Genomic DNA, 25337 nt, shown 5'->3' with positions numbered 1-25337 from the left:
CGGTCCGCGCGCGGGCCGAGAGGACTCACGGGCGCGTCAGCGCCGCTGCCGGGCGATGTCCGCGAGCACGACGCCGGCCGCGACGGACGCGTTGAGCGACTCGACCGGGCCGGCCATCGGGATGCTCAGGATGGTGTCGCAGGTCTCGCGCACCAGACGCGAGAGGCCCTTGCCCTCCGAGCCGACCACGACCACGACCGGACCGGTGCCGTCGTACTCGTCGAGGGTGGTGTCGCCGCCGGCGTCGAGGCCGACGACCTGCACACCCTTCGCGGCCCAGTCCTTGAGCGTGCGGGTCAGGTTGGTGGCCTGCGCGATCGGCAGTCGCGCCGCGGCACCGGCGCTGGTCCGCCACGCGACCGCGGTGACCGACGCGCTGCGCCGCTGCGGGATCACCACACCGTGACCGCCGAACGCCGCGACCGAGCGGACCACCGCACCGAGGTTGCGGGGGTCGGTGATGTTGTCGAGCGCCACCAGCAGCGCCGGCTCCTGCTGGGTGCGGGCGTTCGCGAGGAGGTCGTCGGGGTGCGCGTACCGGAACGGCGGCACCTGCAGCGCGACACCCTGGTGCAGGCCGTTGGCGCTCATCCGGTCCAGGTCGGTGCGCGGCACCTCGAGGATGGAGATGCCCTTGTCCGCGGCGATCTGCACGCTCTCGGACAGCCGGTCGTCGTTCTCGGTGCCGACCGCGACGTACAGCGCGGTCGCGGGCACACCGGCCCGCAGGCACTCGAGGACCGGGTTGCGGCCGAGCACGTTCTCCGGGCCGTCGGTGCCCTTGCGGGGCGATCCGCCGCGCCCGCCCGACCCACCGCCGACCGGTCGACCGGCGCCGGCCTTGGCCGCCGCACGGGCCCGCTTGGCGGCGGGGTGCTTGGTCCGCTCGACCGCGGGCGGGGTGGCGCCGCGGCCTTCGAGGCCCTTGCGCCGCTGGCCGCCGGACCCGACGACCTGGCCCTTCTTGGTGCCGGACTTGCGGACCGCGCCGCGCCTGCTCGAATTGCCTGCCATCACTACCCTGCTTCGTTGTGGTTCTTCTCGAGGGACCACTCGGGTCCGTTGGCGGTGTCGGTGACCGCGATGCCCGCGGCCGCGAGCCGGTCCCGGATCGCGTCGGCCGCCGGCCAGTCCTTGTCGGCCTTGGCCTGCTGCCTGGCGTCCAGACTGGAGCGAACCAGCACGTCCAGCGCGGCGTGCGCGGCGGACGCGTCGGTGGAGTCGCTCGTCCAGTGCGGGTCGAGTGGGTCGACGCCGAGGATGCCCATCATCGCGCGCACCTGCCCGGCGATCAGGACGGCGGTGTCGAGGTCACCGGCGGTCAACGCCCGGTTGCCCTCGCGCTGACGACCGTGGATCTCCGCGAGCGCCTTCGGCACCCCGAGGTCGTCGTCGAGCGCGGCCGCGAACTCCGCGGTCCAGGTGCCGACCGGCACCTCCCCCGCGCGTTCCGCGGTCTTGAGCACGAACGCCTCGATGCCCCGGTAGGTTTCCGCGGCGACGTCGAGCGCGTGATCGGAGTACTCCAGCATGGACCGGTAGTGCGCGCCGCCGAGGTAGAACCGGAGTTCCTGCGGGCGAACCCTTTTCAGGACGTTGGGCACCGACAGCACGTTGCCCAGCGACTTCGACATCTTCTCGCCGCCCATGGTGACCCAGCCGTTGTGCAGCCAGTACCGGGCGAACCCGTCCCCGGCGGCCCGGCTCTGCGCGAGCTCGTTCTCGTGATGCGGGAACACCAGATCCAGTCCGCCACAATGGATGTCGAACTCGCCACCGAGGTAGGCGCCGGCCATGGCGGAGCACTCGAGGTGCCAGCCGGGCCTGCCGCGTCCCCACGGCGTCGGCCAGGACGGCTCGCCCGGCTTCTCGGCCTTCCACAGCGTGAAGTCTCGCGGGTCGCGCTTGCCCTCGGCCGCGCTCTCGCCCTGGTGGACGTCGTCGAGCTTGTGCCCGGACAGCGCGCCGTACTTCTTCCAGCTGAGCACGTCGAAGTACACGTCACCCGCCGCGGCGTAGGCGTGCCCGGCGTCGATGAGCCGCTGCATCAGCTCGACCATCTGGGTGACGTGCCCGGTCGCCCGCGGCTCCGCGGACGGCGGCAGCACACCGAGCTGGTCGTAGGCCCAGGTGAACGACCGCTCGTACGTCGCGGCCCATTCCCACCACGGCCGACCCGCGTCGGCGGCCTTGTTCAGGATCTTGTCGTCGATGTCGGTGACGTTGCGGACGAACGCCACGTCGTGGTCGTGCGCGAGCAGCCACCGGCGGAGGACGTCGAACGCGACACCGCTGCGGACGTGGCCGATGTGCGGCTCACCCTGCACGGTCGCCCCACACAGGTAGATCGACGCGTGGCCGGGGACCAGCGGAACGAAGTCACGCAGGGCCCGCGTTTCGGTGTCGAAGAGTCGCAGGGTCACGACGTGCGATCCTACCGGTCCGCCGTGGCCGCGATGACCAGCGCCGTCGCCACCGCAGCGATGCCCTCGCCGCGACCGGTCAACCCGAGTCCGTCGGTGGTCGTCGCGGACACCGACACCGGCGCGTCGAGCACAGCCGAGAGCGCGTCCTGGGCCTCGACGCGCCGCGGACCGATCTTCGGCCGGTTGCCGATCACCTGGACCGCCGCGTTGCCGACCGCGAGACCGTGCTCGTCGAGCATCCGACGGACCTCCGCGAGCAGCGCCGCGCCGCTGGCGCCCGACCACTCGGGGCGACCGGTCCCGAACACCGATCCGAGATCGCCCAGGCCGGCCGCGGACAGCAGCGCGTCGCACAGTGCGTGCGCGGCGACGTCGCCGTCGGAATGGCCGGCGCAGCCGTCCTCTCCCTCGAACAGCAGGCCCGCGATCCAGCACGGCCGCCCCGGTTCGATCGGATGAACGTCCGTGCCGATGCCCACTCGCACTGCCCTGTGCTCCTATTCGTCGGTGTCCGGATCCGTCAACGCTCGCGCCAACGCGAGGTCGAGGGGGGTGGTGATCTTGAAAGCCAGTGGTTCGCCTGCGATGGTGCGGACCCGCGCCCCGATCCTCTCGACCAGCCCCGCGTCGTCGGTGGCGGCGGCGTCGGTGGCGTCGTAGGCCCGCCGCAGCAGGTCCGCGGCGAAACCCTGCGGCGTCTGCACCGCACGCAGCTCCGACCGCTCCGGGGTGCCGGTGACCACCCCGAGCAGGTCCACCGACTTGATCGTGTCGGCGACCGGCAGGGCCGGGACAACCGCCTCCCGTCCCGCGCGCAGCTCGGCAACGACCCGGGCGATCAGCGCGGGCGGGGTCAGCGCGCGGGCCGCGTCGTGCACGAGCAGCAGGTCCGCGTCGGCGGCCGCGGCGATACCCGCGCGCACCGAGTCCGTCCGTTCCGCACCGCCGCCGACCACGTCGACACCGGCGGGCAGGTCGTCACGGGTCCGCTCGACCAGGTCCGGCGGCACGATCACCACCACCCGGTCGACCGCGCCGGAGTCGAGCAGACCAACGACCGCCCACTGCAACAGCGTCCGCCCCCTCAGGGTCACGAAAGCCTTGGGCACGTCCTCGCCGAGCCGCGTCCCCTGCCCGGCGGCCGGAACCAATGCAACGACCCGGCCTCCGCTGTGCGCGTCGACCGGGCCTGTCACGGTGTTCATCTGTGTTTGTCCGCGTCGGGCGTCAGGACGCTGCCGCGAGAACCTCGTCGAGGATGGTTTCGGCCTTCTCGTCGTCCGTGCCCTCGGCGAGCGCGAGCTCACCGACGAGGATCTGACGGGCCTTGGCCAGCATCCGCTTCTCTCCGGCGGACAGACCGCGATCCTGCTCACGGCGCCACAGGTCGCGAACCACCTCGGCCACCTTGTTCACGTCGCCGGAGGCCAGCTTCTCCAGGTTCGCCTTGTACCGCCGCGACCAGTTGGTCGGCTCCTCGGTGTGCGGCGCGCGCAGCACCTGGAAGACCTTGTCGAGCCCTTCCTGACCCACAACATCACGAACGCCGACGTACTCGGCGTTCTCTGCGGGGACCCGGACGGTGAGATCGCCCTGGGCGACCTTCAGTACGAGATATTCCTTTTGTTCACCCTTGATGGTGCGAGTTTCGATTGCCTCGATCAGCGCCGCTCCGTGGTGGGGGTATACGACGGTGTCTCCGACCTTAAAAATCATCTGTCCCGTGCCCCTTTCGATCTGCCCAGTTTATCACGGGTTCCTCCGACACCGGTTCCAACGTCCCTGGTCAGACGCACAGCGGGCTGATCGGAGGGGTTGACACCAGGTCACGAACCTGCATCGGCGCGGCCGGGGAAGACGCCGCCCCACCGGAATTCGGCACACCGGTACACGACACCGCGCCCGCCAAAGATCGACCCGGGGAGGCCGCGCGCGGAGGGAACTACTACTCTGCCTAGTTGAGTTACACGACCCGACGCCGTGGAGGACACCCCGTGACAGCACTGAATGCGTCGACTCGCCGAGTCGCCACCGCCGTTGCCCTGGCCGCAGCAGCTGCCATCTCGCTGTCCGCCTGCAGCGCGGGCCAGATCACCCAGACCTCCACCCAGGTCGCCGCCGTCAACGGCAACTACGCGAACCAGGGCGACATCTCGCTGCGCAACGTGCACATCGTGTACCCGAACAGCGAGGAGTACAGCCTGAAGCCCGGCGGCACCGTCGCCCTCGCGTTCACCGCCGTCAACGAGAGCCAGCACCAGCCCGAGCGGCTCGCGAAGATCAGCACCGACAAGGCTGCGTCCGTCACCATCGCGGGCGAGGTCGGAGGCCGCGTGATCCGGCCGCAGACCGCGCTGAGCTCCGGCGTCCCGGACGCCACCGTGACCGATGACGGCGAGAAGATCGAGACCGACATCATCCTGGTCACCCTCAACGACATCGCCGAGGGCGTCTACCCCGGCCTGACCGTGCCGGTCACCTTCACGTTCGAGCGCGCCGGGGACATCGTCGTCGACGTCCCCGTCGACGCGGGACCGATCCTCGACCGCCACGAGTCCGACAAGTCCGGCAACGAGGGTGCCGGCACCCTCGCCGACCACGTCGCCGGTCACTGACCCGATCGCCGTCCGACGGCCCCCGACCTGCACCAGGTCGGGGGCCGTCGCCGTTTCCGGGGTCCCTCGCCGGACACCACACGAGAGTGGCGCAGGCCGGCGGGTCGGGTGCTGATCGGCCAAAATGGGATGCGACACAACCTGTTCGACCCGACGATCAGGAGCAGCACATGACCGGACCCCACGTGGTGCCCTTCGACGACGCAGCGCCCACCGTCGCCGGCTCGGCGTGGCTGGCGCCGACCGCCACCGTGATCGGAGACGTGACACTGCACGAGGAGGCCGGCATCTGGTACGGCGCGGTCGCACGCGGCGACGCCGCGCCGATCACCGTCGGCGCGGGCAGCAACATCCAGGACAACGTGACGATGCACGCCGACCCCGGCTTCCCTCTGACGGTCGGCGCGAACGTCAGCGTCGGCCACAACGCGGTCCTGCACGGCTGCACCATCGGCGACGACTCGCTGATCGGCATGGGCGCCGTGGTCCTCAACGGCGCTCGCCTCGGCGCGAACTGTCTCGTCGCGGCCGGTGCCGTGGTGCTCGAGGGCGCCGAGATCCCGGCCCGCTCACTGGTGGCCGGAGTTCCCGCCAGGGTGCGACGCGAGCTCACCGACGAGGAGATCGCGCACATCGCCCACAACGCGGAGAGCTACCGCGCGCTCGCCGGAAAGCACCGGGCCGCAACGACTTCCTGACACCGCATGCTGCCGGACGCCGACTCACCCGGAACCGCCGGGTGCCACGGCGACCGGGAGGACGGGTGTCGGTCCCTGCGCCTAGGGTTTCCTCCGTGGCCAAACCGAAGACCAGCTACCGATGCACCGCCTGCCAGTACACCGTCGCGAAGTGGGTCGGCCGCTGCCCGGAGTGCGGCGAGTGGGGGTCGGTCGAGGAGGCCGCCCCCGTCCTCGCTGCCGTCGCGAACCGGCCGGGCGCGAGCGGCGCGCGCGCGGGCACGGGCCTGGTCCCCACCTCCCCCGCCACCCCGCTGACGCAGGTCAGCGCGACCGTCAGCCGCGCCAAGCCGACGGGGGTACCCGAACTCGATCGGGTGCTCGGCGGTGGCATCGTGCCTGGATCGGTGGTGCTGCTCGCCGGCGAACCGGGAGTCGGCAAGTCGACCCTGCTGCTCGAGGTCGTGCACCGCTGGGCGCGCCGGGGTCCCGACGACCGGTCCCTGTACGTGACCGGCGAGGAGTCCGCCGGGCAGGTCCGATTGCGGGCCGACCGGACCGGCGCCGTCCACGACCGCGTGTACCTGGCCGCCGAATCCGACCTCGCGACGATCTTCGGCCACGTCGAACAGGTCAAACCGACCCTGCTGATCGTCGACTCGGTGCAGACGATGCTCGCCGCCGACGTGGAGGGCGTCACCGGTGGCGTCACCCAGGTGCGGGCGATCACCTCGGCGCTGACCACCCTCGCGAAGACCAGCGGCATCCCCGTGCTGCTCATCGGGCACGTCACCAAGGACGGCGCGGTCGCCGGTCCGCGCGCCCTCGAGCACCTGGTGGACGTGGTCCTGCACTTCGAGGGCGACAAGCACTCGACGCTGCGGATGCTGCGCGGGGTGAAGAACCGGTTCGGTTCCGCCGACGAGGTCGGCTGTTTCGAACTGCACGAGGACGGCATCGAGTGCGTCACCGACCCGTCCGGGCTGTTCCTGCACCACCGCGACGACACCGCCCCCGGCACGGCTGTCACCGTCGCGATGGACGGCAAACGCGCCCTCCTCGGCGAGGTGCAGGGACTGGTGGTGCCCACCCAGAACCCCTCTCCGCGCCGGGCGGTGAGCGGCATGGACGCAGCACGGGTTGCCATGGTGCTGGCGGTGCTCGCCAAACACGCCAACATCCGCACCCACGACAAGGAGGTCTACGCCGCGACGGTCGGCGGCATGCGGCTGACCGAACCCTCCGCCGACCTCGCCCTCGCGCTGGCCATCGTCTCCGCCGACCGCGACAAGCCGCTGCCGTCCGGGCTGGTCGTGCTCGGCGAGGTCGGACTCGCCGGTGAGGTACGCCGGGTCACCGCGGTCGGCCGCCGACTGGCCGAGGCCAAACGGCTCGGGTTCACGCACGCGGTGGTGCCGCGCGACTCCGGGCCGCATCCGGCCGGCATGCGAGTCGACGAGGTCGCCACGATCAGGGAGGCCCTGCGCGTGGTCCCCCGCCGGATGGAGGCCGTCTAGAGCGTCGAGTTGCCGAAGTTCGGGACCGTCGGCACACCGTCGACGAAGTCGCGCATCGGTTTGAAGTGCTCCGGCTTGATGGTCAGGAACAGTCCGCGGGAGGTCCCGGCGACCTCGTCGCTCGCGGTCGGCCCCTCCACGATCCGGACCTCCGAGCTGGCGTACACCTTGCGGCGGACCATGCCGTCGATGCGGGCCCGGAACTCGAGCACCGATCCGAGCGGGATCGGGCGGGCGAAGTCGACCTGCAGGTGACCGGTCACCACCGGCACCCCCAGAACCATGCAGGCCATGCCCTGCGTCTCGTCGAACGCCGTCGTCAGGATGCCGCCGTGAATGACGCCCGGGCCGCCCTGGAAGCGCGACTCGACGGTCAGCCGCCCCACGACCTCGATGCCCTCCGTCGCAGTGAAGTGCATCGCCGCACCGGTCGGCTGGTCGTCGCCACATCCGAAGCATTTCGCCCAGTGCTGAGGCAGCGCCTCACCCGGCGCGGGAAAGAAATCGGGACGGGTGGGGATTTCGAGATCATCGGGCAACGTCCAGGTACCGCTCATGTCTCGGTAATCTAGTCGCGACATGTCCGCGTGGGACGATCGCCTCCCGTGCACCGGTACGGCGCCGCGCGGATTCCAGCGAGGCAAGGGGGGACGGCGATGGACGACACCGCGGCCACGCTTCGCGAAACGATTGCCCGGCTGGCACCGGGCACCGAACTGAGGGACGGGCTGGAACGGATCCTGCGCGGACGCACCGGCGCACTGATCGTTCTCGGCTACGACGACCAGATCGAGGAGCTCTGCGACGGCGGATTCGAGCTCGACGTGGAGTTCGCCCCCACCCGGCTGCGCGAGCTGTCGAAGATGGACGGGGCGGTGGTGCTCTCGACCGACGGCACGCGCATCGTCCGCGCGAACGTCCAGCTGGTGCCCGACTACAAGATCCCGACCGTCGAGTCCGGCACCCGGCACCGGGCCGCCGAGCGGACCGCGATCCAGACCGGCTACCCGGTGGTGTCCGTGAGCCAGTCGATGAGCATCGTCTCCGTGTACGTCGGCGGCGTCCGGCACGTACTGGAGGGCTCACCGACGATCCTGTCGCGCGCCAACCAGGCGGTCGCCACCCTCGAGCGGTACAAGTCGCGGCTGACCGAGGTCACCAACGCACTGTCCGTCGTCGAGATCGAGGACTTCGTCACACTCCGTGATGCGCTGACGGTGGCGCAGCGGCTGGAGATGGTCCGCCGGGTGTCCGTCGAGATCGAACGCGACGTCCTCGAACTCGGCACCGACGGCAGACAGCTGGCGCTGCAGCTCGAGGAGCTGGTCGGCAACAACGACGTGGCCCGCCAGCTGGTGGCGCGGGACTACCTGGCCGGCCCCGGCCAGCCGTCCACCGAGTCGGTCGAACACACCCTCGCCGCACTCGACAAGCTGACGGACGCGGATCTTCTCGACCTGACCACGCTCGCCCGGGCGTTCGGGTACCCGGGGACGATCGAGGCGCTGGACGCGCCGATGAGCCCCCGCGGATACCGCGTGCTGGCGCGGGTGCCGCGCCTCCAGTTCCATCAGGTGCACCGGCTGGTCGCCTCGTTCGGCACGCTGCAGGGGCTGCTCGCCGCGACGGCCGCCGACCTGCAGGCGGTCGACGGGATCGGTGGGCTGTGGGCCCGGCACATCCGGGAGGGGTTGTCCCGGCTCGCCGAGACATCGATCACGGGCCCGTTCGATTGAGCGGCTGGGCCGCCCGTGAGCGAATTTCACCCTCACCGAGATGAAGTTCACTCACGAGCAACGAAAGCGCATCAGCTCAGGTTGAACGGCTCCGGGGTGCTGCGCAGGTTCCCGAGCTGCCCGACCACGGTGTAGGCGCCGGCGCCGACCGGGTCCCGGGGTGCGGCGCATCCCGGCTCGGAGGTCGCCCCGGACCACTTGACCGTGAACGCAGCCTGCTCACCGGGCTTGAGTGTGCGCAGGTCGGGCGCGGCGTTCGGGTAGCAGTCGTTGTTCGACCACAGCCGCTGCTGGCCGTCGAGGGTGTAGACGAGGACCTGCTGCATCCCCGCGCCGAGGTCCCGGTCGCACGTCCCGTTGCCGATGTTGGTGATGACGATCCCGAACTCCGGCTCCTCCCCCGCCGGGTACGTCGCCTTGTCGGCGCTGACCTTGATGGCCAGGGAGTTGTCGGCGCACTGGCCCGCGGGCGCGGCGACGGCGGTACCGGACGGGGAGCCCTCGCCGGACGCCGCCGACGACTCCGATCCGGACGCGCCGCCCGCGGCGGAACTCGACTCGGTCGCCGATCCGGAGGCCGAGGTCGTCGACGTCAGCGACGAACTCACGGCCGCCGCATCAGCGGCGGGATCGTCGTCGCCCCCGCCGCGGAGGGCGGAGACGATCCAGATCAGCAGGAGAAGCGCGACGACCCCAGCACCGATGGCAAGCCAGCGACGTCGCCAGTAGATCTCGGGGGGCAGCGGCCCGGACGGTTCCATCACGGATACCACGGTAGGTGCCCGCGGTACACGCACCCTCAACCAGGTCCGGCGTGTCGTCCACCTGTCCGCGTGTCAGGCCTCCGGTCAGCTTTCGTCTGCGGTCTCTCCGACGTCGCCGACCACACTGATCAGCTTCACGCTGCCGTCGGCCAGCGTGTAGGTGACACCGACGATCGCGCAAGTGCCCTTCTCGACCTTCTCGGCGATGATCCGGGACCGGTCCATGAGCAGGCGGCCCGTCTCGATCACGTGCCGGCCTTCGAGCTCGTCGACGGTGCTCAGTCCCTCGTTACGGCCCATCAGGATCGACGGGGTGACTCGTTCGACGAGGCTGCGGATGAACCCGCCGGGGACCTCGCCGTCGTCGAGTGCCTTGAGCGTCGCGGCGACCGCCCCGCAGCTGTCGTGGCCGAACACGACGATCAGCGGCACGTTGAGTTCACCGACCGCGTACTCGATCGATCCGAGGACGGCGGTGTCGATGGTGTGACCTGCGGTACGCACGACGAACATGTCGCCGAGCCCCTGGTCGAAGATGATCTCGGCGGCGACGCGGGAGTCCCCGCATCCGAACAGCACCGCGGTGGGATGTTGTCCCTTGACGAGCTCCGCTCGGTCGGCGATGCCCTGGCTGGGATGCAGCGGCTGGTCACTGACGAACCGCTCGTTACCCTCCTTGAGGGCCTTCCAGGCTGAAATGGGGTTCGAATTGGGCATGTCAGCCATTGTGCACCCCTCCCCGAAACGGACATGGTGGCGACCTGGCGAAACAGCGAAGGGCAGAGTGACGATCCGGTGAAATCCAGCGCACTGATCGGCTGGTACGAGCGTGCGGCGCGTGACCTGCCGTGGCGGCACGACGGGGTCACGGCCTGGCACATCCTGATGAGCGAGATCATGCTCCAGCAGACCCCGGTCGCCCGGGTGGCGCCGATCTGGGAGCAGTGGGTGGCGCGCTGGCCGGTGCCGTCGGCGATGGCCGCGGCGGGCCAGGGCGAGGTGCTCCGGGCGTGGGGCAAGCTCGGCTACCCGCGCCGGGCGCTGCGCCTGCACGAGTGCGCGGGCGTGCTCGCCGCCGAACACGGCGACGTGGTGCCGGACGACGTGGACGTGCTGCTGTCCCTGCCCGGCATCGGCGCGTACACCGCCCGGGCCGTCGCGTGCTTCGCCTACGGACAGCGGGTTCCGGTGGTGGACACCAACGTTCGGCGGGTCATCGCCCGCGCCGTGCACGGGGCCGCCGAACCGGGCAACCCGTCGACGAACCGGGACCTCGCCGACGCGGCGGTGCTGCTGCCGCGGACCCGGGCCCGCGCGGCGGTGTTCTCGGCGGCGCTGATGGAACTGGGGGCGACCGTGTGCACGGCCCGCACCCCCGACTGCGGACGCTGCCCGCTCGACGACTGTGCGTGGGTGGCGGCCGGACGGCCCGCGCACACCGGACCGCCGCGCAGGGTGCAGAAGTTCGCGGGCACCGACAGGCAAGTGCGCGGCCGCCTCCTCGACGTCCTGCGGGACAGTCACGGACCCGTGGAACGCGCACGGCTGGACCAGGTCTGGCTCACCGACGTCGCACAGCGGGACCGGGCACTGGACTCGCTGCTCGTCGACGGACTGATCGAGCAGACCGAGGACGGGCTCTTCGCCCTCGCCGGGGAGGGCTGAGTCGGTTCGCCCCAGCCGGTTTCGCCCCAGTCGGTTTCGCCCCAGTCGGTTTCGCCCCAGTCGGTTTCGCCCTAGTCGTCGAGGCCGAGCTCGATCGAGCGGGCGAGAGCGGCCCCCAGCGCGTCGGCGTCCAGAACCAGGGTGTGCAGGGTCCGTGCGGCGATCAGCAGGGCGTCGAGGTCGTTGCCGTACACGCTGACCATGCCGCCCTCGGGATCGAAGCCCACCGCGTCGAGTGTCGCCGGGGACCGATCCGTCAGCACCGCCTGGAGTGCCCCCGAGAAGTCGTAGCCGGAACCCTCGATTCCATGTGCCTCCAGCGCCGTTCGGTGCTGATGGTATTCGGGCCCACCGGGCGAGTAGATGATGCTGGAGCCGTTGTCCCCGGTGACGAGAAGGACTGGGCGGAGGGCGTCGAAGTCGCTGGGAGTTGCCATGGCGCAACCGTATCCAAGCCGTCCGACACCAGCGCGAACCGGAGTTCGGTGCTACCGGGCGACTACGGCCGGTCGACGTCGGCGAGGAAGGTCTCGACAGCCGCGCGGTACTCGGCGGGCCGGTCGTCGTGCACGAGATGTCCCGCACCGGCGACCCACTCGTAGCGGGTCTCGGCCCTCCTCGGCATCCGCGCCATCTCCCGCATCTGCCCCGCCGGGGTGATGGTGAACTCGCCTTCGAGCAGCAGCGCGGGCGCCTGCACCTCCGCCCACTGCGACCAGAAGTCGCGGGTGCCCCACTCCTCGGAGATGTCGCGCCAGACGGGCACCTCACCGTGCAGGTGGTAGCCGTCGTCGCGGCGGTCGAACGAGTCCATGAAGTACTGCGCGGCAACGGGTCCGAAGAACTCGACCATGTGCTGCTCGTCGCGGAACGGGGTCGGCCAGGACCCGATCATCGCCGCCCACTCCGCTGCGGTTCGCCCCCGAAAATCGGGCGCCATGTCCTCGACGACCAGTGCCCGCACCCGGCCGGGGTGGGCGGCGGCGAAACACCAGCCGTGCAGTCCGCCCATCGAGTGACCGATCACGGCCATCGGCTCGTCGATCGGGTCCAGCGCGGACGCAAGGTCGGCGACGAACGCCTCGGTGGTCAGTTCCGTCGGCGCCGGGCGGCCGTGCCCGGCCGCGTCGAACGTGTACACGTGGCCGTGATCGCGCAGCCATGGCACGTGTCGACGCCAGGTTCGGGCGCTGCCCATCAGCCCGTGGAGCAACAGAATCGGCCGGCCGGTCCCACCCTCGTCATGCAGCACGGCACCGAGGCTAGCCCGGTGCCGCGCCACATCGGTGAACAACTCCGATCAGTCCTGCCAGGGCGTGGGGACCGCGGTGTATCTCCGGCGCCGGATCGACGGTGCGACGGTGATCGCCAGACCGACCAGCGCCACACCGGTCACCAGGACGAGACCGGGCCGGAACTGGTCGAAACCGGCGCCGGCCGATCCCCCGGCATGCGATCCGGCGGTGACCAGCGCGGTGGTCAGTGCCAACACGAGCGCGGCGCCGACCTGGGCGGAGGTTTGCACCAACCCCGAGGCCAAGCCCTGCTCCGCGTCGTCCACACCGGCGGTGGCCTGCGCCATGATCGAGGTGAAACCGAGTGCGAACCCGATGCCGAGGAGGATCGCGGCGGGCAGGATCGCCACCGCGTACGTCGGCTGATCACTGCCGACGAACAGGAACCACAGGTAGCCCAGGCTGAGCGAGGTGAGCGCGGCCAGGATCATCGGGGAGGTTCCGAACCGGTCGATCGGCCGACCGACGAACGGCGATGTCACCGCGACGATCAACCCGGTCGGCAGCAGCGCCAGCGCCATCTTCAACGGCGACCAGCCCAATACAGACTGCAGGAAGATCGTCATCATGAACTGGAAGCTCAGGTAGGAGCCGAACAGCGCGACGACGGCAAGGTTGGCCCGCACGATGGTCCCGACCCGCAGGATGCTCAGCCGCACCAGCGGGTGCGGCACCCGGTTCTCGATCGCGAAGAACGAGATCAGCAGGGCCGCAGCGAGTACGAACGATCCGAGGGTGAGCGGATCTGCCCATCCGCGGGTCGGTGCGGACACCACGGTGTAGACGGTGAGCAGCATTCCCGTGACGAGGGTGACCGCGCCGACGAGGTCGTGCCCTCCGCTGTCGGCCGGACGGTCCTTCGGGATCAGCACCCACGCCGCCGCGAGCGCGGCGACCGCGAACGGCACCGGCATCAGGAACGTCCACCGCCAGCCCGCGCTGGTGAGCAGACCGCCGAGGATCAGTCCGGACGAGTAGCCACTCGCGCCGAAGACCGAGAAGATCGACAGCGCCCGGTTGCGGGCGGAACCCTCCCGGAACGTCGTGGTCAGGATCGACATCGCGGTCGGAGCGGTGAACGCCGCGGCGAGGCCCTTCACGAACCGCGTCACGATGAGCAGGGTTCCGTTGTCGACGACGCCTCCGATCAGCGACGCGACCGCGAAGACGGACAGTGCCACGAGAAAGACGCGGCGGCGGCCGAGCAGGTCGGCGGTGCGCCCACCGAGCAGCAGCAGGCCACCGAAACCGAGCACGTAGCCGTTGATGATCCATTGCAGCGAGGTGGTGTCGAGGCCGAGTTCGGCACCGATGGACGGGAGCGCGACGCCGACCATGGAGACGTCGAGTCCGTCGAGGAACATCACGACGCAGAGCACCGCGAGGATCCCCCAGAGGCGGCCGGTCCAACCCTGTTCGGGGGCTGGGGAATCCGGCGTTGTCAGGTTCGAGGTGGTTCCGGTGACAGTCACGTCGGCAAGATTAGATGCACACGCAATCAATGCACAAGCATAAATTTCCTTTGCATTTATTTTGCTTGCACCGATCCGGAGGCCGAACTAGGATGCGGCCATGACGACAGAAGCGGAGCTGCGCGACAGTTGGCGCGCCCTGCTCAGCCGGTACAACGGCATCGCATGCGAGCTCGACCGGCAGATGCAGAGCGCACACGGGCTGAGCATGAGCGACTTCGAGACACTGGACCGCCTGGTGTCGGTGACCTGCACGCATCCACGGATGCAGGAACTGGCCGCCGACATGTACCTCAGCCCGAGCGCCCTCTCCCGCAGCGTCGCCCGGCTCGAGAAGGCCGGCCTGGTGTCGCGATCGCTGTGCGAATCCGACCGTCGAGGCGTCTTCGTCGACGTCACCGACGCCGGACGCGAGGTGCATGCCGACGCCGGCAAGATCCAACTGGCGGTACTGACCGAACATCTCGGCGAACCCGACACCGCCGCCGCGGGCTGAACCGGCCGGCACCGGGCCCGGCGGGAGTACCCTCGCGGCCATGGCAGTCGTGAAGATCAACGCAATCGAGGTGCCCGAGGGCGCCGGTCCGGAGCTGGAGAAGCGGTTCGCGCAGCGCGCGGGCACCGTGGAGAACTCGCCGGGGTTCCTCGGCTTCCAGCTGCTGCGTCCGACGGGCGGTGAGACCCGCTACTTCGTCGTGACCCAGTGGGAGTCCGAGGACGCCTTCGCCGCATGGCGTGACGGCGACGCCCGCGCCGCGCACGCCGGCGAGGCCAAGAAGCCGGTCGCGACCGGCGCCTCGCTGCTCGAGTTCGAGGTCGTCCTCGACGTCGCGGCGAAGCAGGCCTGACCCACCCCCTTCCGGCAGCGCCGGCCGCGCGCTTTCGCGGCGGCCGGCGCGCCGTCAACCCGCGAACCGACGCAGCGCCTCGGCCGTGCGTTCGTCGGCGGCGTGGAACGTCTCGATCGCCAGCTCCGCCACGGTGACGTCGAGCGGCGTCCCGAACACCGTCGTTGCGCTCAGGAGTGCCAGTTCACCTGCCGCCGTACGGATTCGGATCGGCACCACCAGCGCGCCCGGCTCCGGTTCGACCGCGGGATCGGCGCACGGATAGCCCGCGAGCTCGGTGGCGAGACCACCGAGCACCAGGTCGCCGGTCGCGGCAATCTGGTGCTCGAGGCGGCGCAGCACGTGGGCTCGCCACTGGCCGAGGTTCACGATCCTCGGGGCCATGCCCTCCGGGTGCAGACTCAGGCGCAGTACGTTGACCGGGGGCTCGAGCAGGTCCGCAGAGCAGCCGTCGACCAGCAGCGCGACCGCGTCGTTGCCGTCCACCAGGTGCCAGTGCCGGTCCACGACCACCGCCGGGGAAGGCAGATGTGCGTGCAGGATCTGCGCGATCGCCCGCGCCACCGAGGCCATCGGGACGTCACCGAGCGCATGCTCCGGGTAGGCGGGCGCGAAGCCCGCCGCAAGGAAGAGCGAATTACGTTCCCGCAGTGGAATGTCCAGCTGTTCACTGAGCCTCAACAGCATCGCCCGGGTCGGGCGCGAACGCCCCGTCTCGAGGAAACTGACATGCCGGGCCGACACCTCGGCACGGCCGGCCAGTTCCAGCTGACTCATCCGTCGGTGTTCACGCCAGTGGCGCAACAGATCACCGACCGGCCGATCCCGTCCCACGAGTGTGGTCATCGCCCGAGCCTAAGCGCGACCGGGGAGGCGGATCCATTACCTCCCGGGTAATCGACGACCGGCCGCACCGGCCGCACAGTGGTCTCGTCAGTCGGCCACCCGGGCCGGCACAACCGATCGAAAGAGGCTCCCATGAGCGACTTCGACACCCTCGCCGCCAGGTACATCGCGGTCTGGAACGAAACCGACCCCGGCGCGCGCCGCACCGCGATCGAGGAACTATGGGCGCCGGACGGTCGCTACGTCGACCCGACGGTCGCGGCGTGCGGTCACGCGGAGATCGACGCGACGATCGACGCGGTACAGGAGCGGTTCCCCGCGATGCGCTTCCGGCTCCGCGGCCCGGTGGACGGCCACCACGAGCAGGCGCGGTTCGGTTGGCAGCTCGGGCCCACCGGCGCCGAGGACCTGATCGAGGGCTTCGACGTCGTCGAGCACGACGAGGCGGGACGGCTCGTGCACGTGCTCGGGTTCCTCGACAAGGTTCCCTCCTGAGCCTCCCGACGGGCGGCCCGGACACCTTCCGGGCCGCCGAGGGATCGGGCGGTGGCGCCGTGTCCCGATTGACAGCGGAGGCAGGTCGGTGCGACAGTGCGCGAGTAATTGCGATGCCCGACGGGAATCCGGTACGAGTCCGGAGCGGTCGCGCCACTGTAATCGAGGGCTTCCTCGACAGCCAGACACCGTCGTCATCGCCTGTGCTTTGAGGGACGCGTAATCCCAAGGAGGAACGATGGCTGTTGTTCACACCCCCAGCAGGTCGACCGAGTCGGTCGGTGTTGCCCTGATCATCGCGGGCGTGGTCCTGCTCGCGATGCTGACCCTGTACCTGGTCGGTTTCGACCAGGGCGCGGTCTCGCGCACCGGCATGTACATGCACGAACTCATGCATGACGGCCGACACCTGCTGGGACTGCCGTGCCACTGACCGACACTTTCACGAAACTCCTCGTCCGCGGCCTGCTGGCCGGCCTCGTCGCAGGCCTGTTGGCCGGTGCCGTCGCGTTCGTGATCGGCGAACCGCACGTCGACGCGGCCATCGCGATCGAGGAAGCCGCCTCCGCCCCGGCCGAGGAGCACGCGCACGACACCACGGCGGCACACGACCACGGCGACGCCGAGGCCGGTGCAACGGCGGGCCACTCCCACGGCGACGACGCCCTGGTCAGCCGCGACGGCCAGCGGGCCGGGCTGTTCCTCGCGACCACGCTCGCCGGCCTGGCTCTGGGCGCGATCTTCGCGGTCGTCGCCCACTACGCACGCCGAGTCACCACGCTGTCCGGCCCGGTGCTGGCATTGGCACTGGCCGGTGCGGGCTGGCTCGCGATCGAGGCGGTGCCGTTCTTCAAGTACCCGGCGAACCCGCCCGCCGTCGGCGACCCGGACACCATCAACCAGCGCACCTGGCTGTGGCTCGCGTCGGTCGTCCTGGGTCTGTTCGCGGTGGCCGTGGCCGTCTACGTCGCACGCCTGGTGGCGTCCACCGGCTACCTGTCCATCCAGGTCGCGGCCCCGGTGCTGGCATTCCTCGCGGTCGTCGCCGTCGGCTACGTCGTGATGCCCGGCATCAACGAGGTCGGCGAGGACTTCCCCGCGACACTCCTGTGGGAATTCCGCATCTCGTCGCTCGCCATCCAGGCGACGCTGTGGCTGGCCCTCGGACTCGGGTTCGCGTTCCTCACCGAGCGCGCGACCCGTATGCAGCCCGCGCTCGCCGGCACGCGCTGACCCGTCCCCACCTGCCTGAAGGGCACCGTCGTTCGCATTGTCCGAACGAAGGTGCCCTTCAGCCGTTGGTGGGGTCTGGCGCCTCAGACGGCGCAGGAGCCGTCGGTGCAGGTGCCGTCCGCGTCGGCGGCACCGGCGAGGGTGACGATCGGACTCGCGTCGGCGTAGGCCTTCTCCAGCAGCTGGGTGAAGACCTCGACGGGCTGGGCGCCGGAGACACCGATCGCCCGGTTGGCGACGAAGAACGGAACCCCGGAGATACCGAGCGCGCGGGCCTGCGCGAGATCGTCACGCACGCGGTCGGCCTCGGCGTCGGAATCGAGGGCAGAGCGGACGGCGTCGGCGTCGAGCCCGGCCTCCGCGGCGATCGCGACCAGCTCGTCGCGGTCGTCGACGACTCGACCCTGTTCGAAGTGGGCGCGGAACAGCGCGGCCATCAGGTCCTCACCGCGGTCGCCTGCGAAGTGGACGAGCCGGTGCGCGTCGAAGGTGTTGGCCGCGATGACGGTCTCGAAGTCCATCGTCAGCCCGTCGGCGGCGGCGGTGCTCGCGACGTGCGCGAACATCTGCTTCACCTGATCAGCGGGCATGCCCTTCATCTCGACGAGTGCGTCGATCTCGGGGCGCCGCAGTCCGACCGGGGTGTCCGGGGAGAGCAGGTAGGACCGCCACACGACCTGCACCTGATCGCGGTGCGGGAACTGCGCGAGAGCGGTCTCGAACCGCTTCTTGCCGATGTAGCACCACGGACAGGCGATGTCGGACCACACCTCCAGCACGACGGGGGCGGACGGGTCAACGGATTCGAGGCTCACGACTGGTTGAAACATCGATCACCGTGAGTTTTGTTCCAGGGCCCGTCGGCCGGGTCGTCCCGGCATCAGGCGCCGGACAGGTGACCGAATCCCGATTGCGTCACAGGCGCAAATACGAACTGCCCCGGGAACCATTCGGTGCCCGGGGCAGTTTTCTTACATCGATTGAAATTGTTCGGTGCCGCGCGATTTCACTCCTACTTCGCGTCGGGGCAATCCTTCACCCACTTCACGTTCCCGTTGAAATTGCAGCTGCCGGCATGGGTGCCTACTGCGAACGCCGGGGCGGCGAAGCCGAGCGGCACAGCAGCAAGCGCCCCTACCAGGGCAATCTTCGCGACGAGATGGCGGGCGGGAGCCTTGACGGAGTTGGCCACGTTATTCGATCCTCACTTCGGCGGCAGTCGTTGGTCCGAGGCGACGGATTAACCGAAGTCTCACGATGTGCCATTTTTTCAAAGGGAATTCCGCGTCTCACGGCGTCTTCACGCATCGGCGCGGCGAAATCCATGATAAATGAGCTCACGCCATTTTGCGAGGATCAATCTTTTGTACAGCGATCAAACGAGCGCCGCGTCCAGGGTGATCGGCACACCCGTCAACGCCTTGCTGACCGGGCACGTCTCCTTCGCCGCCTGCGCGACCCGCGCGAACCCGTCGGCGTCGAGACCCTCGACCTCACCCCGGACGGTCAGCGTGATCCCGGTCAGCTTGAATCCGGGATCGTCGGGGCCGAGACCGACGACAGCGGTGACCTCCAGGCTCTGCGGCACCCCGCCTGCCTCACCGATCAGAGCCGACAGCTGCATCGCGTAGCACGCCGAGTGTGCCGCCGCGATCAGCTCCTCGGGGCTGGTGGCGCCATTCGCCTCCTCCGCGGCGCGTTTCGGGAAGGAGACGTCGAACGTCGCCAGGCCCGAGCTGGTCAGCTCGGTCTGGCCGGAGCCCTGCTCGAGGGTTCCGTTCCATGCGGTGCGTGCGATACGAGTGGGCATGAGCGATTCCTTCCGAGTGGCGGACGAGCGGACACCACCAGTCTCGTCCCGGCCGCCCCCCGCGAGCGCCCTTTTCGGCGCACCGGCGACCGGCCTAGGACTCGGCCATCTTCCGGTCCGGATCGTCGGCGGTGTCCTCGGACGCGTACCGCTCGAGCAGTGCACGCTCCGCATCCCCTCGGGGGAACGCGAAGAACACCAGCGCGGCACCGATCAGCACGATCACGATCGCGGCGGCGTACGCGCGGTTGTCGCCCTCGAGGAAGGCCGAACGGGCCGCGGCGATGATCTGCTGCGCGTACTGCGGATAGCGCTCGGCAATGTTCACCGCCCCCGCGAACGACTTCTCCAACGCGGTTTGCGTCTGCTCGCTGACCTCGGACGCCTGCGGGGTCGCGGCGATGGTGGCCGAGAACGACGCCGTGTATCCCGCGGTGAGCAGTGCACCGAGGATGGACTGCACGATCGCACCACCGAGATCGCGCTGCAGATCGGCTGTGCCGGAGGCCATTCCGGCACGCGACACCGGGACGGACCCGGTGAGGGAGTGCGACGCCGGGGTTCCCGCCAGGCCCACGCCTGCGCCGAGGAGCATGAAGCCGAGCGCGATCACCCAGTAGTCGGCGTCCTCATTCCACAGCAGCAGCGCCACCGCGAGTCCCGCGACAATGGCGACGTACCCGGTCAGCAGCGTGAACCGCGATCCCCTGGACTCGACGAGCCGGGCCGAGTGCGGCGCGACCAGGATCATGACGACCGCGGCGGGCAACGCCGCCGATCCCGCCGCGATGGTGGAATACTCGAGCACGTTCTGCAGATACTGCTGGCTGACGTACATCGCCCCCATCAGCGTGCCGAACACGATGATGCCCGCCACCGCAGCGACCCAGAAGATCCGGCGCCTGGCGATCCTCAGGTCGAACAGGGGGTTGCGGGCGCGCAACTGGCGGAGGACGAACACGATCCCGGCGACCGCCGCGATCCCGAGCGCGACCAGAGCCGTCGTCTTCATCCCGTCCACGGGGAGGAAGTTGATGCCGAGCACAAGGGCACCCACCAGGACCACCGACACCATCCCTCCCAGATGGTCGACCGGATCGGACGACTCGTTGACGTGGCTCGGCACGAACACCATCGTCATCGCGAGCGCCACCAACACCAGCGGAATGGTCACCAGGAACACCGAACCCCAGAAGAACCATTCCAGCAGGGCCCCGGCGACCAGCGGACCCAGCGCGGACAACCCGCCGCCAATCGCCGACCACAACGCGATCGCCTTGGTTCGTGCCGCGCCCGCCCACAGTGCGGTGATCAGGGCGAGGGTGGTCGGGTAGGCCATGCCCGCGGAGAGGCCGCCGAGCACCCGGGCGAGAAACAGCACCTGCTCGTTCGGCGCGAATCCGGCGAGCAGGGAGGCAGGCAGCGACAGCAGCATGCCCAGCACCAGCATCGTCTTGCGGCCGTAGCGGTCCCCCACCGCGCCGAGATAGAGCACCGACGCGGCCAGGCCCAGCGAGAACCCGACCGCGATCAGGTTCAGCGACGTCTGACTGGCGTCGAAGTCGCGCCCGATGTCGGGCAGCGCGACGTTCGCGACGGCAAGGTTCAGATTCGCCACGGCCGCAACGAGAATCAGCGTCGTCAGCACCAGCGACGCACGCGCGGGACGGGTCTCCACGAGGGTTGCCACCGTACAAGTGGACACCACGTCCGCACCTTCCGCCATCGATCCGGGGAACACCGTGGCAAACCGCGTGGTCCGGTGTAGCCTCGGCCTGCACTTCCCACGGACGGCAAGCCGGCGGTGATCCGTCGGGCCTCTCGTCACCGGCGACCCGGCCGACCGGTGCGGGCCGGTCACTGCCCCCAGAAGCGCATTTCAGGGAACCGCGGTGACGGACCGTCCAGGAGCGCGCCGTCACGATCACGAAGAAACCGGTCGAACATCGCGGGGACGTACTCGCGCTGCACCGCGATCGCGCGCTCGGGCGAGCCGATCCCGGCCGCGGTGGTGATCGACGGCAACACCCCCGAGGCAATGGGGATGAAGACGGGTAGGTCCGAATAACTGAAGTGCCCGGAGTCGAGTAGGGCAATCGCCCGCACCCAGCCGCGGTGGTTCGTCAGGAACGGACCCCACGTCGGATCCCAGGTCACCGGGCCGCCACCCCTCGACCGGTAGGTGGCCCCGCTCGCCAACAGCAGGACCGGTCGATCCGGCGGCTCCGTCACCGCGGACGACGGCTCGTCGTCGGACCCGATCGCTCCGTCGAGGTCGACGACGGCATCGACGCGCGCGTCCACCCGCATCACCTCCACCGCTGTGTACCCGCCGTACGAGTGCCCGAACATCCCGACCCGGTCGAGGTCGAGGCCCTGTGCGAGGCCAGCGGGGAGCGCGGCCTGCTCGGCGTCCGGGTTCACGCCTGCCGCGATCCGGGACAGATCGTCGAGCACGAAGCGGCTGTCGGCGACCCGGACATCGATCATCGACTCGTCCCGCAGCACCGCGGTGTCCACGTACTCGACGCGCTCACCGGGGAACGCCACCGCCGGGGTCTCGAAGGTGTGATCCATCGCGACCACCACGAAGCCACGGCTCGCGAGCTCCTCGGCCATCACCGTGTATACGCCGCGCGCGGTGCCGAAGCCGGGCGAGAACAGCACGGTCGGCACCGCCCCGAGCGCATCGTCGACCGGGGCTCCGACGTACGAGTTCCCCGTCACTCCGGTCAGGGGACGCCCGCCGAGCGGGTAGCCGAGAGCCGCCTCGGCACCGGTGTAGCCGGCGCGTGGACGGCCGGCCACGTCCCGCGCCGGATACCACACGGTGACCATCAGTTCGCGGCGCCGGTCAGGATGCCAGGGGTCGGCGCGGCCTTCGTCGATCAGGTGCAGTGCCGCACTGCCGACCGGGTACGGTCCGGTCGGTGTCGGCAACACCACCCCCTGCGCATGGGCCACCGGCACGGCGAGGGCCTGCACCAACCCCGCGACGAGCACCAGCACAGCCGCGGCGGTCACGCGTACGAGCCTGCGCTCGGACACCGGCGCCCCCTGCGATCGTTCGTCGTTCGATCATAAGAAACTCCGCAACCGGCAACCGGCAACCGACCCACACACCACGACGCCCCGGAAGCGGATGCTTCCGGGGCGTCGTGGTGTGTGCTGTGGCTACTCGCCTGCGGCGGTGTCGGACTCGCCTGCGCTCGCCAGCGCCTCGGCCGGCGAATCGGGAACCTTGACCGGCTTCGGGGTTCCGGTGAACGTGAACTTCGCGTTCTCGCCGGCACCCTCGCCGTCCCAGCCCTCGACGTCGACCAGGACGATCTGGCCCGGGCCCAGCTCGTTGAAGAGGATCTTCTCCGACAGCTGGTCCTCGATCTCGCGCTGGATGGTGCGACGCAGCGGCCGCGCACCCAGCACCGGATCGAAGCCACGCTTGGCGAGCAGCGCCTTCGCCTGCTCGGTCAGCTCGATGTCCATGTCCTTGTTCTTCAGCTGCTTCTCGACACGGCCGATCATCAGATCCACCATCTCGATGATCTGTTCCTGCGTGAGCTGGTGGAAGACGATGATGTCGTCGATGCGGTTGAGGAACTCGGGACGGAAGTGCTTCTTGAGCTCGTCGTGAACCTTGAGCTTCATGCGCTCGTAGTTCGACTCGCTGCCGCTGCCGGACGAGAAGCCCAGCCCGACGGCCTTCGAGATGTCGGCGGTGCCCAGGTTCGAGGTGAAGATCAGCACCGTGTTCTTGAAGTCGACCGTGCGACCCTGACCGTCGGTGAGGCGGCCGTCCTCGAGCACCTGCAGGAGGGTGTTGTAGATCTCCTGGTGCGCCTTCTCGATCTCGTCGAACAGCACCACCGAGAACGGCTTGCGCCGCACCTTCTCGGTGAGCTGGCCGCCCTCCTCGTAGCCGACGTAACCCGGAGGGGCACCGAACAGCCGCGAGGCGGTGAAGCGGTCGTGGAACTCGCCCATGTCGATCTGGATGAGCGCGTCGTCGTCGCCGAACAGGAAGTTCGCCAGCGCCTTGGACAGCTCGGTCTTACCGACACCGGACGGGCCGGCGAAGATGAACGAACCGGACGGACGCTTCGGATCCTTCAGGCCGGCACGGGTGCGGCGGATCGCCTTCGAGACCGCCTTGACGGCGTCCTCCTGGCCGATGATCCGCTTGTGCAGCTCGTCCTCCATACGGAGCAGACGGGTGGTCTCCTCCTCGGTGAGCTTGAACACCGGGATGCCGGTCCAGTTGCCCAGGACCTCGGCGATCTGCTCGTCGTCGACCTCGGCGATGACGTCGAGGTCGCCGGAGCGCCACTGCTTCTCCCGCTCGCCGCGCTGCGCGACCAGCTGCTTCTCCTTGTCGCGCAGGCTCGCGGCCTTCTCGAAGTCCTGCGCATCGATCGCGGACTCCTTCTCCCGGCGCGCGTCGGCGATCTTGTCGTCGAACTCGCGCAGGTCCGGCGGCGCGGTCATCCGGCGGATGCGCATCCGGGCGCCTGCCTCGTCGATCAGGTCGATCGCCTTGTCCGGCAGGAAGCGGTCGTTGATGTAGCGGTCCGCGAGGGTGGCCGCCGCGACGAGCGCACCGTCGGTGATCGAGACGCGGTGGTGCGCCTCGTACCGGTCCCGCAGACCCTTGAGGATCTCGATGGTGTGCTCGACCGTCGGCTCACCGACCTGCACCGGCTGGAACCGGCGCTCGAGGGCGGCGTCCTTCTCGATGTACTTGCGGTACTCGTCGAGGGTGGTCGCACCGATGGTCTGCAGCTCGCCGCGGGCCAGCTTCGGCTTCAGGATCGAGGCCGCGTCGATCGCGCCCTCGGCCGCGCCGGCACCGACCAGGGTGTGCAGCTCGTCGATGAACAGGATGATGTCGCCGCGGGTGTTGATCTCCTTGAGGACCTTCTTCAGGCGTTCCTCGAAGTCACCGCGGTACCGGCTGCCCGCGACCAGGGAACCCAGGTCGAGGGTGTAGAGCTGCTTGTCCTTGAGGGTCTCGGGGACCTCGCCGTTGACGATGGCCTGCGCCAGGCCCTCGACGACGGCGGTCTTGCCGACGCCGGGCTCGCCGATCAGCACCGGGTTGTTCTTGGTGCGACGGCTGAGCACCTGCATGACGCGCTCGATCTCTTTCGAGCGGCCGATGACCGGGTCGAGCTTGCCCTCGAGCGCGGCCTGCGTCAGGTTGCGGCCGAACTGGTCGAGAACCAACGAGGTGGACGGGGTGCCTGCCTCGCCGCGGCCTCCGCCGGTCTCCGTAGGCTCCTTGCCCTGGTAGCCGGACAGCAGCTGGATGACCTGCTGACGGACCCGGTTCAGGTCGGCGCCAAGCTTGACCAGCACCTGGGCGGCGACGCCCTCGCCCTCACGGATCAGGCCGAGCAGGATGTGCTCGGTGCCGATGTAGTTGTGGCCGAGCTGCAGCGCCTCGCGCAGGCTCAGCTCCAGCACCTTCTTCGCACGCGGGGTGAACGGGATGTGACCGGACGGGGCCTGCTGCCCCTGCCCGATGATCTCTTCCACCTGGCTGCGCACGCCCTCGAGGGAGATACCCAACGACTCAAGCGACTTCGCCGCCACACCCTCGCCCTCGTGAATGAGGCCGAGCAGGATGTGTTCGGTGCCGATGTAGTTGTGGTTGAGCATCCGGGCCTCTTCCTGGGCCAGGACAACAACGCGCCGTGCGCGGTCGGTGAACCTCTCGAACATCGCTCTCCCTCACGTTCTTTATGGGTAGATCCCCAGCGGGATTTACGAGCCGCACCTCCACTCTAGTGGCCGGTGATGCGACCTGCGCCGCCTCCATCCCATTGAAGACGGGGACAGTCTGCATGCTTACCTGTCCCAACGCAGCAGCCAGGGGTTTCGTTTCCCGACGGCGCTACGCCATCAGCGAACAGTGCCGGAAGGGGCGGTTTGCTCCCCC

Annotated in this window: 28 protein-coding genes and 1 riboswitch; of the genes, 10 read left to right on the top strand and 18 right to left on the bottom strand. The window is 69.6% G+C overall.

Features of this window, described 5'->3' with window-relative positions:
- Window positions 1-36 precede the first annotated feature (36 nt).
- Genes rlmB through carD form a run of 5 tightly spaced genes read right to left on the bottom strand, consistent with a single transcriptional unit; the run spans window position 37 to window position 4142 of the window.
- Complete coding sequence (rlmB, locus tag ACWEPG_RS15530; protein WP_450112317.1) at window positions 37-1014, bottom strand: 23S rRNA (guanosine(2251)-2'-O)-methyltransferase RlmB; 978 nt, start codon at window positions 1012-1014, stop codon at window positions 37-39.
- Window positions 1015-1016: 2 nt separating this feature from the next.
- Window positions 1017-2423: a cysteine--tRNA ligase gene (gene cysS / locus ACWEPG_RS15525; protein ID WP_450112318.1), complete on the bottom strand. Its 1407-nt coding sequence runs from the start codon at window positions 2421-2423 to the stop codon at window positions 1017-1019.
- A gap of 11 nt (window positions 2424-2434) precedes the next feature.
- Complete coding sequence (gene ispF, locus ACWEPG_RS15520; protein WP_450112319.1) at window positions 2435-2911, bottom strand: 2-C-methyl-D-erythritol 2,4-cyclodiphosphate synthase; 477 nt, start codon at window positions 2909-2911, stop codon at window positions 2435-2437.
- Between the two features lie 12 nt (window positions 2912-2923).
- On the bottom strand, window positions 2924-3631 hold the full coding sequence (gene ispD / locus ACWEPG_RS15515; protein ID WP_450112320.1) for a 2-C-methyl-D-erythritol 4-phosphate cytidylyltransferase: 708 nt from the start codon (window positions 3629-3631) through the stop codon (window positions 2924-2926).
- 22 nt (window positions 3632-3653) lie between these two features.
- Window positions 3654-4142 (bottom strand): RNA polymerase-binding transcription factor CarD, encoded by a 489-nt coding sequence (gene carD / locus ACWEPG_RS15510; protein ID WP_345352957.1) that lies wholly within the window; start codon window positions 4140-4142, stop codon window positions 3654-3656.
- A 278-nt stretch (window positions 4143-4420) separates the two neighbouring features.
- Here carD and ACWEPG_RS15505 point away from each other — a divergent pair, with 278 nt between their 5' ends.
- The 3 genes from ACWEPG_RS15505 to radA all read left to right on the top strand — a co-directional run bounded on the left by ACWEPG_RS15505 (window position 4421) and on the right by radA (window position 7235).
- Window positions 4421-5041: a hypothetical protein gene (locus ACWEPG_RS15505; protein ID WP_450112321.1), complete on the top strand. Its 621-nt coding sequence runs from the start codon at window positions 4421-4423 to the stop codon at window positions 5039-5041.
- Between the two features lie 170 nt (window positions 5042-5211).
- Window positions 5212-5739, top strand: a complete 528-nt coding sequence (locus tag ACWEPG_RS15500; RefSeq protein ID WP_450112322.1) for a gamma carbonic anhydrase family protein — start codon at window positions 5212-5214, stop codon at window positions 5737-5739.
- A 95-nt stretch (window positions 5740-5834) separates the two neighbouring features.
- On the top strand, window positions 5835-7235 hold the full coding sequence (radA, locus tag ACWEPG_RS15495) for a DNA repair protein RadA (RefSeq protein ID WP_450112323.1): 1401 nt from the start codon (window positions 5835-5837) through the stop codon (window positions 7233-7235).
- On the opposite strand, the gene ACWEPG_RS15490 is transcribed toward radA, so the two are convergent.
- A complete protein-coding gene (locus tag ACWEPG_RS15490) occupies window positions 7232-7792 on the bottom strand; it encodes a PaaI family thioesterase (RefSeq protein ID WP_450112324.1) in 561 nt (186 codons plus the stop codon). The two genes, radA and ACWEPG_RS15490, sit on opposite strands and share 4 nt — an antisense overlap.
- Before the next feature lie 99 nt (window positions 7793-7891).
- Here ACWEPG_RS15490 and disA point away from each other — a divergent pair, with 99 nt between their 5' ends.
- Window positions 7892-8971 (top strand): DNA integrity scanning diadenylate cyclase DisA, encoded by a 1080-nt coding sequence (gene disA / locus ACWEPG_RS15485; protein WP_450112325.1) that lies wholly within the window; start codon window positions 7892-7894, stop codon window positions 8969-8971.
- Window positions 8972-9042: 71 nt separating this feature from the next.
- Here the strand turns inward: disA and ACWEPG_RS15480 are convergent, their stop codons facing one another.
- Together ACWEPG_RS15480 and ACWEPG_RS15475 are read right to left on the bottom strand one after the other, a co-directional pair.
- The gene (locus ACWEPG_RS15480; RefSeq protein ID WP_450112326.1) at window positions 9043-9735 is read right to left on the bottom strand and encodes a hypothetical protein; all 693 of its coding nucleotides are present in this window, start codon (window positions 9733-9735) and stop codon (window positions 9043-9045) included.
- An 84-nt stretch (window positions 9736-9819) separates the two neighbouring features.
- The gene (locus ACWEPG_RS15475; RefSeq protein ID WP_450112327.1) at window positions 9820-10452 is read right to left on the bottom strand and encodes a carbonic anhydrase; all 633 of its coding nucleotides are present in this window, start codon (window positions 10450-10452) and stop codon (window positions 9820-9822) included.
- Between the two features lie 33 nt (window positions 10453-10485).
- Between ACWEPG_RS15475 and ACWEPG_RS15470 the strand changes: the two genes are divergently transcribed.
- On the top strand, window positions 10486-11400 hold the full coding sequence (locus ACWEPG_RS15470) for an A/G-specific adenine glycosylase (protein WP_450112328.1): 915 nt from the start codon (window positions 10486-10488) through the stop codon (window positions 11398-11400).
- Between the two features lie 71 nt (window positions 11401-11471).
- Here the strand turns inward: ACWEPG_RS15470 and ACWEPG_RS15465 are convergent, their stop codons facing one another.
- The 3 genes from ACWEPG_RS15465 to ACWEPG_RS15455 all read right to left on the bottom strand — a co-directional run bounded on the left by ACWEPG_RS15465 (window position 11472) and on the right by ACWEPG_RS15455 (window position 14167).
- On the bottom strand, window positions 11472-11837 hold the full coding sequence (locus ACWEPG_RS15465; RefSeq protein ID WP_450112329.1) for an Imm51 family immunity protein: 366 nt from the start codon (window positions 11835-11837) through the stop codon (window positions 11472-11474).
- A gap of 62 nt (window positions 11838-11899) precedes the next feature.
- The gene (locus ACWEPG_RS15460; RefSeq protein WP_450112330.1) at window positions 11900-12652 is read right to left on the bottom strand and encodes an alpha/beta fold hydrolase; all 753 of its coding nucleotides are present in this window, start codon (window positions 12650-12652) and stop codon (window positions 11900-11902) included.
- Window positions 12653-12700: 48 nt separating this feature from the next.
- Complete coding sequence (locus tag ACWEPG_RS15455) at window positions 12701-14167, bottom strand: MFS transporter (protein ID WP_452594739.1); 1467 nt, start codon at window positions 14165-14167, stop codon at window positions 12701-12703.
- Window positions 14168-14267: 100 nt separating this feature from the next.
- On the opposite strand from ACWEPG_RS15455, the gene ACWEPG_RS15450 reads away from it, so the two are divergent.
- Both ACWEPG_RS15450 and ACWEPG_RS15445 read left to right on the top strand, forming a co-directional pair.
- A complete protein-coding gene (locus tag ACWEPG_RS15450) occupies window positions 14268-14663 on the top strand; it encodes a MarR family winged helix-turn-helix transcriptional regulator (RefSeq protein ID WP_450112332.1) in 396 nt (131 codons plus the stop codon).
- 40 nt (window positions 14664-14703) lie between these two features.
- Window positions 14704-15015 (top strand): antibiotic biosynthesis monooxygenase family protein, encoded by a 312-nt coding sequence (locus ACWEPG_RS15445; protein ID WP_450112333.1) that lies wholly within the window; start codon window positions 14704-14706, stop codon window positions 15013-15015.
- Window positions 15016-15069: 54 nt separating this feature from the next.
- On the opposite strand, the gene ACWEPG_RS15440 is transcribed toward ACWEPG_RS15445, so the two are convergent.
- Window positions 15070-15861: a helix-turn-helix domain-containing protein gene (locus ACWEPG_RS15440; protein WP_452594738.1), complete on the bottom strand. Its 792-nt coding sequence runs from the start codon at window positions 15859-15861 to the stop codon at window positions 15070-15072.
- A gap of 132 nt (window positions 15862-15993) precedes the next feature.
- On the opposite strand from ACWEPG_RS15440, the gene ACWEPG_RS15435 reads away from it, so the two are divergent.
- The 3 genes from ACWEPG_RS15435 (at window position 15994) to ACWEPG_RS15425 (ending at window position 17589) form a co-directional block, all read left to right on the top strand.
- Complete coding sequence (locus tag ACWEPG_RS15435; RefSeq protein ID WP_450112335.1) at window positions 15994-16356, top strand: nuclear transport factor 2 family protein; 363 nt, start codon at window positions 15994-15996, stop codon at window positions 16354-16356.
- Between the two features lie 93 nt (window positions 16357-16449).
- Window positions 16450-16567, top strand: a riboswitch (cobalamin riboswitch).
- 27 nt (window positions 16568-16594) lie between these two features.
- The gene (locus ACWEPG_RS15430; protein ID WP_450112336.1) at window positions 16595-16789 is read left to right on the top strand and encodes a CbtB domain-containing protein; all 195 of its coding nucleotides are present in this window, start codon (window positions 16595-16597) and stop codon (window positions 16787-16789) included.
- Complete coding sequence (locus ACWEPG_RS15425) at window positions 16780-17589, top strand: CbtA family protein (protein ID WP_450112337.1); 810 nt, start codon at window positions 16780-16782, stop codon at window positions 17587-17589. The genes ACWEPG_RS15430 and ACWEPG_RS15425 overlap by 10 nt, the downstream gene beginning before the upstream one ends.
- Before the next feature lie 83 nt (window positions 17590-17672).
- On the opposite strand, the gene ACWEPG_RS15420 is transcribed toward ACWEPG_RS15425, so the two are convergent.
- From ACWEPG_RS15420 to ACWEPG_RS15395, 6 genes are all read right to left on the bottom strand, one after another.
- Window positions 17673-18419 carry a DsbA family oxidoreductase gene (locus tag ACWEPG_RS15420; protein ID WP_450112338.1) on the bottom strand — a complete coding sequence of 249 codons (747 nt, stop codon included), beginning with the start codon at window positions 18417-18419 and terminating at the stop codon, window positions 17673-17675.
- A gap of 182 nt (window positions 18420-18601) precedes the next feature.
- Window positions 18602-18781: a hypothetical protein gene (locus tag ACWEPG_RS15415; RefSeq protein WP_450112339.1), complete on the bottom strand. Its 180-nt coding sequence runs from the start codon at window positions 18779-18781 to the stop codon at window positions 18602-18604.
- A 183-nt stretch (window positions 18782-18964) separates the two neighbouring features.
- On the bottom strand, window positions 18965-19399 hold the full coding sequence (locus ACWEPG_RS15410) for an OsmC family peroxiredoxin (RefSeq protein WP_450112340.1): 435 nt from the start codon (window positions 19397-19399) through the stop codon (window positions 18965-18967).
- A 94-nt stretch (window positions 19400-19493) separates the two neighbouring features.
- The gene (locus ACWEPG_RS15405; protein ID WP_452594737.1) at window positions 19494-21125 is read right to left on the bottom strand and encodes an MFS transporter; all 1632 of its coding nucleotides are present in this window, start codon (window positions 21123-21125) and stop codon (window positions 19494-19496) included.
- Window positions 21126-21256: 131 nt separating this feature from the next.
- A complete protein-coding gene (locus tag ACWEPG_RS15400) occupies window positions 21257-22423 on the bottom strand; it encodes an alpha/beta hydrolase family protein (protein ID WP_450112342.1) in 1167 nt (388 codons plus the stop codon).
- A gap of 150 nt (window positions 22424-22573) precedes the next feature.
- The gene (locus ACWEPG_RS15395; protein WP_450112343.1) at window positions 22574-25120 is read right to left on the bottom strand and encodes an ATP-dependent Clp protease ATP-binding subunit; all 2547 of its coding nucleotides are present in this window, start codon (window positions 25118-25120) and stop codon (window positions 22574-22576) included.
- Between the last annotated feature and the right edge of the window lie 217 nt (window positions 25121-25337).

The organism is Rhodococcus sp. NPDC004095 (assembly GCF_053604015.1).
Note: the sequence above shows the minus strand (reverse complement) of the source record. Positions and strands in the feature narration are given on the sequence as shown.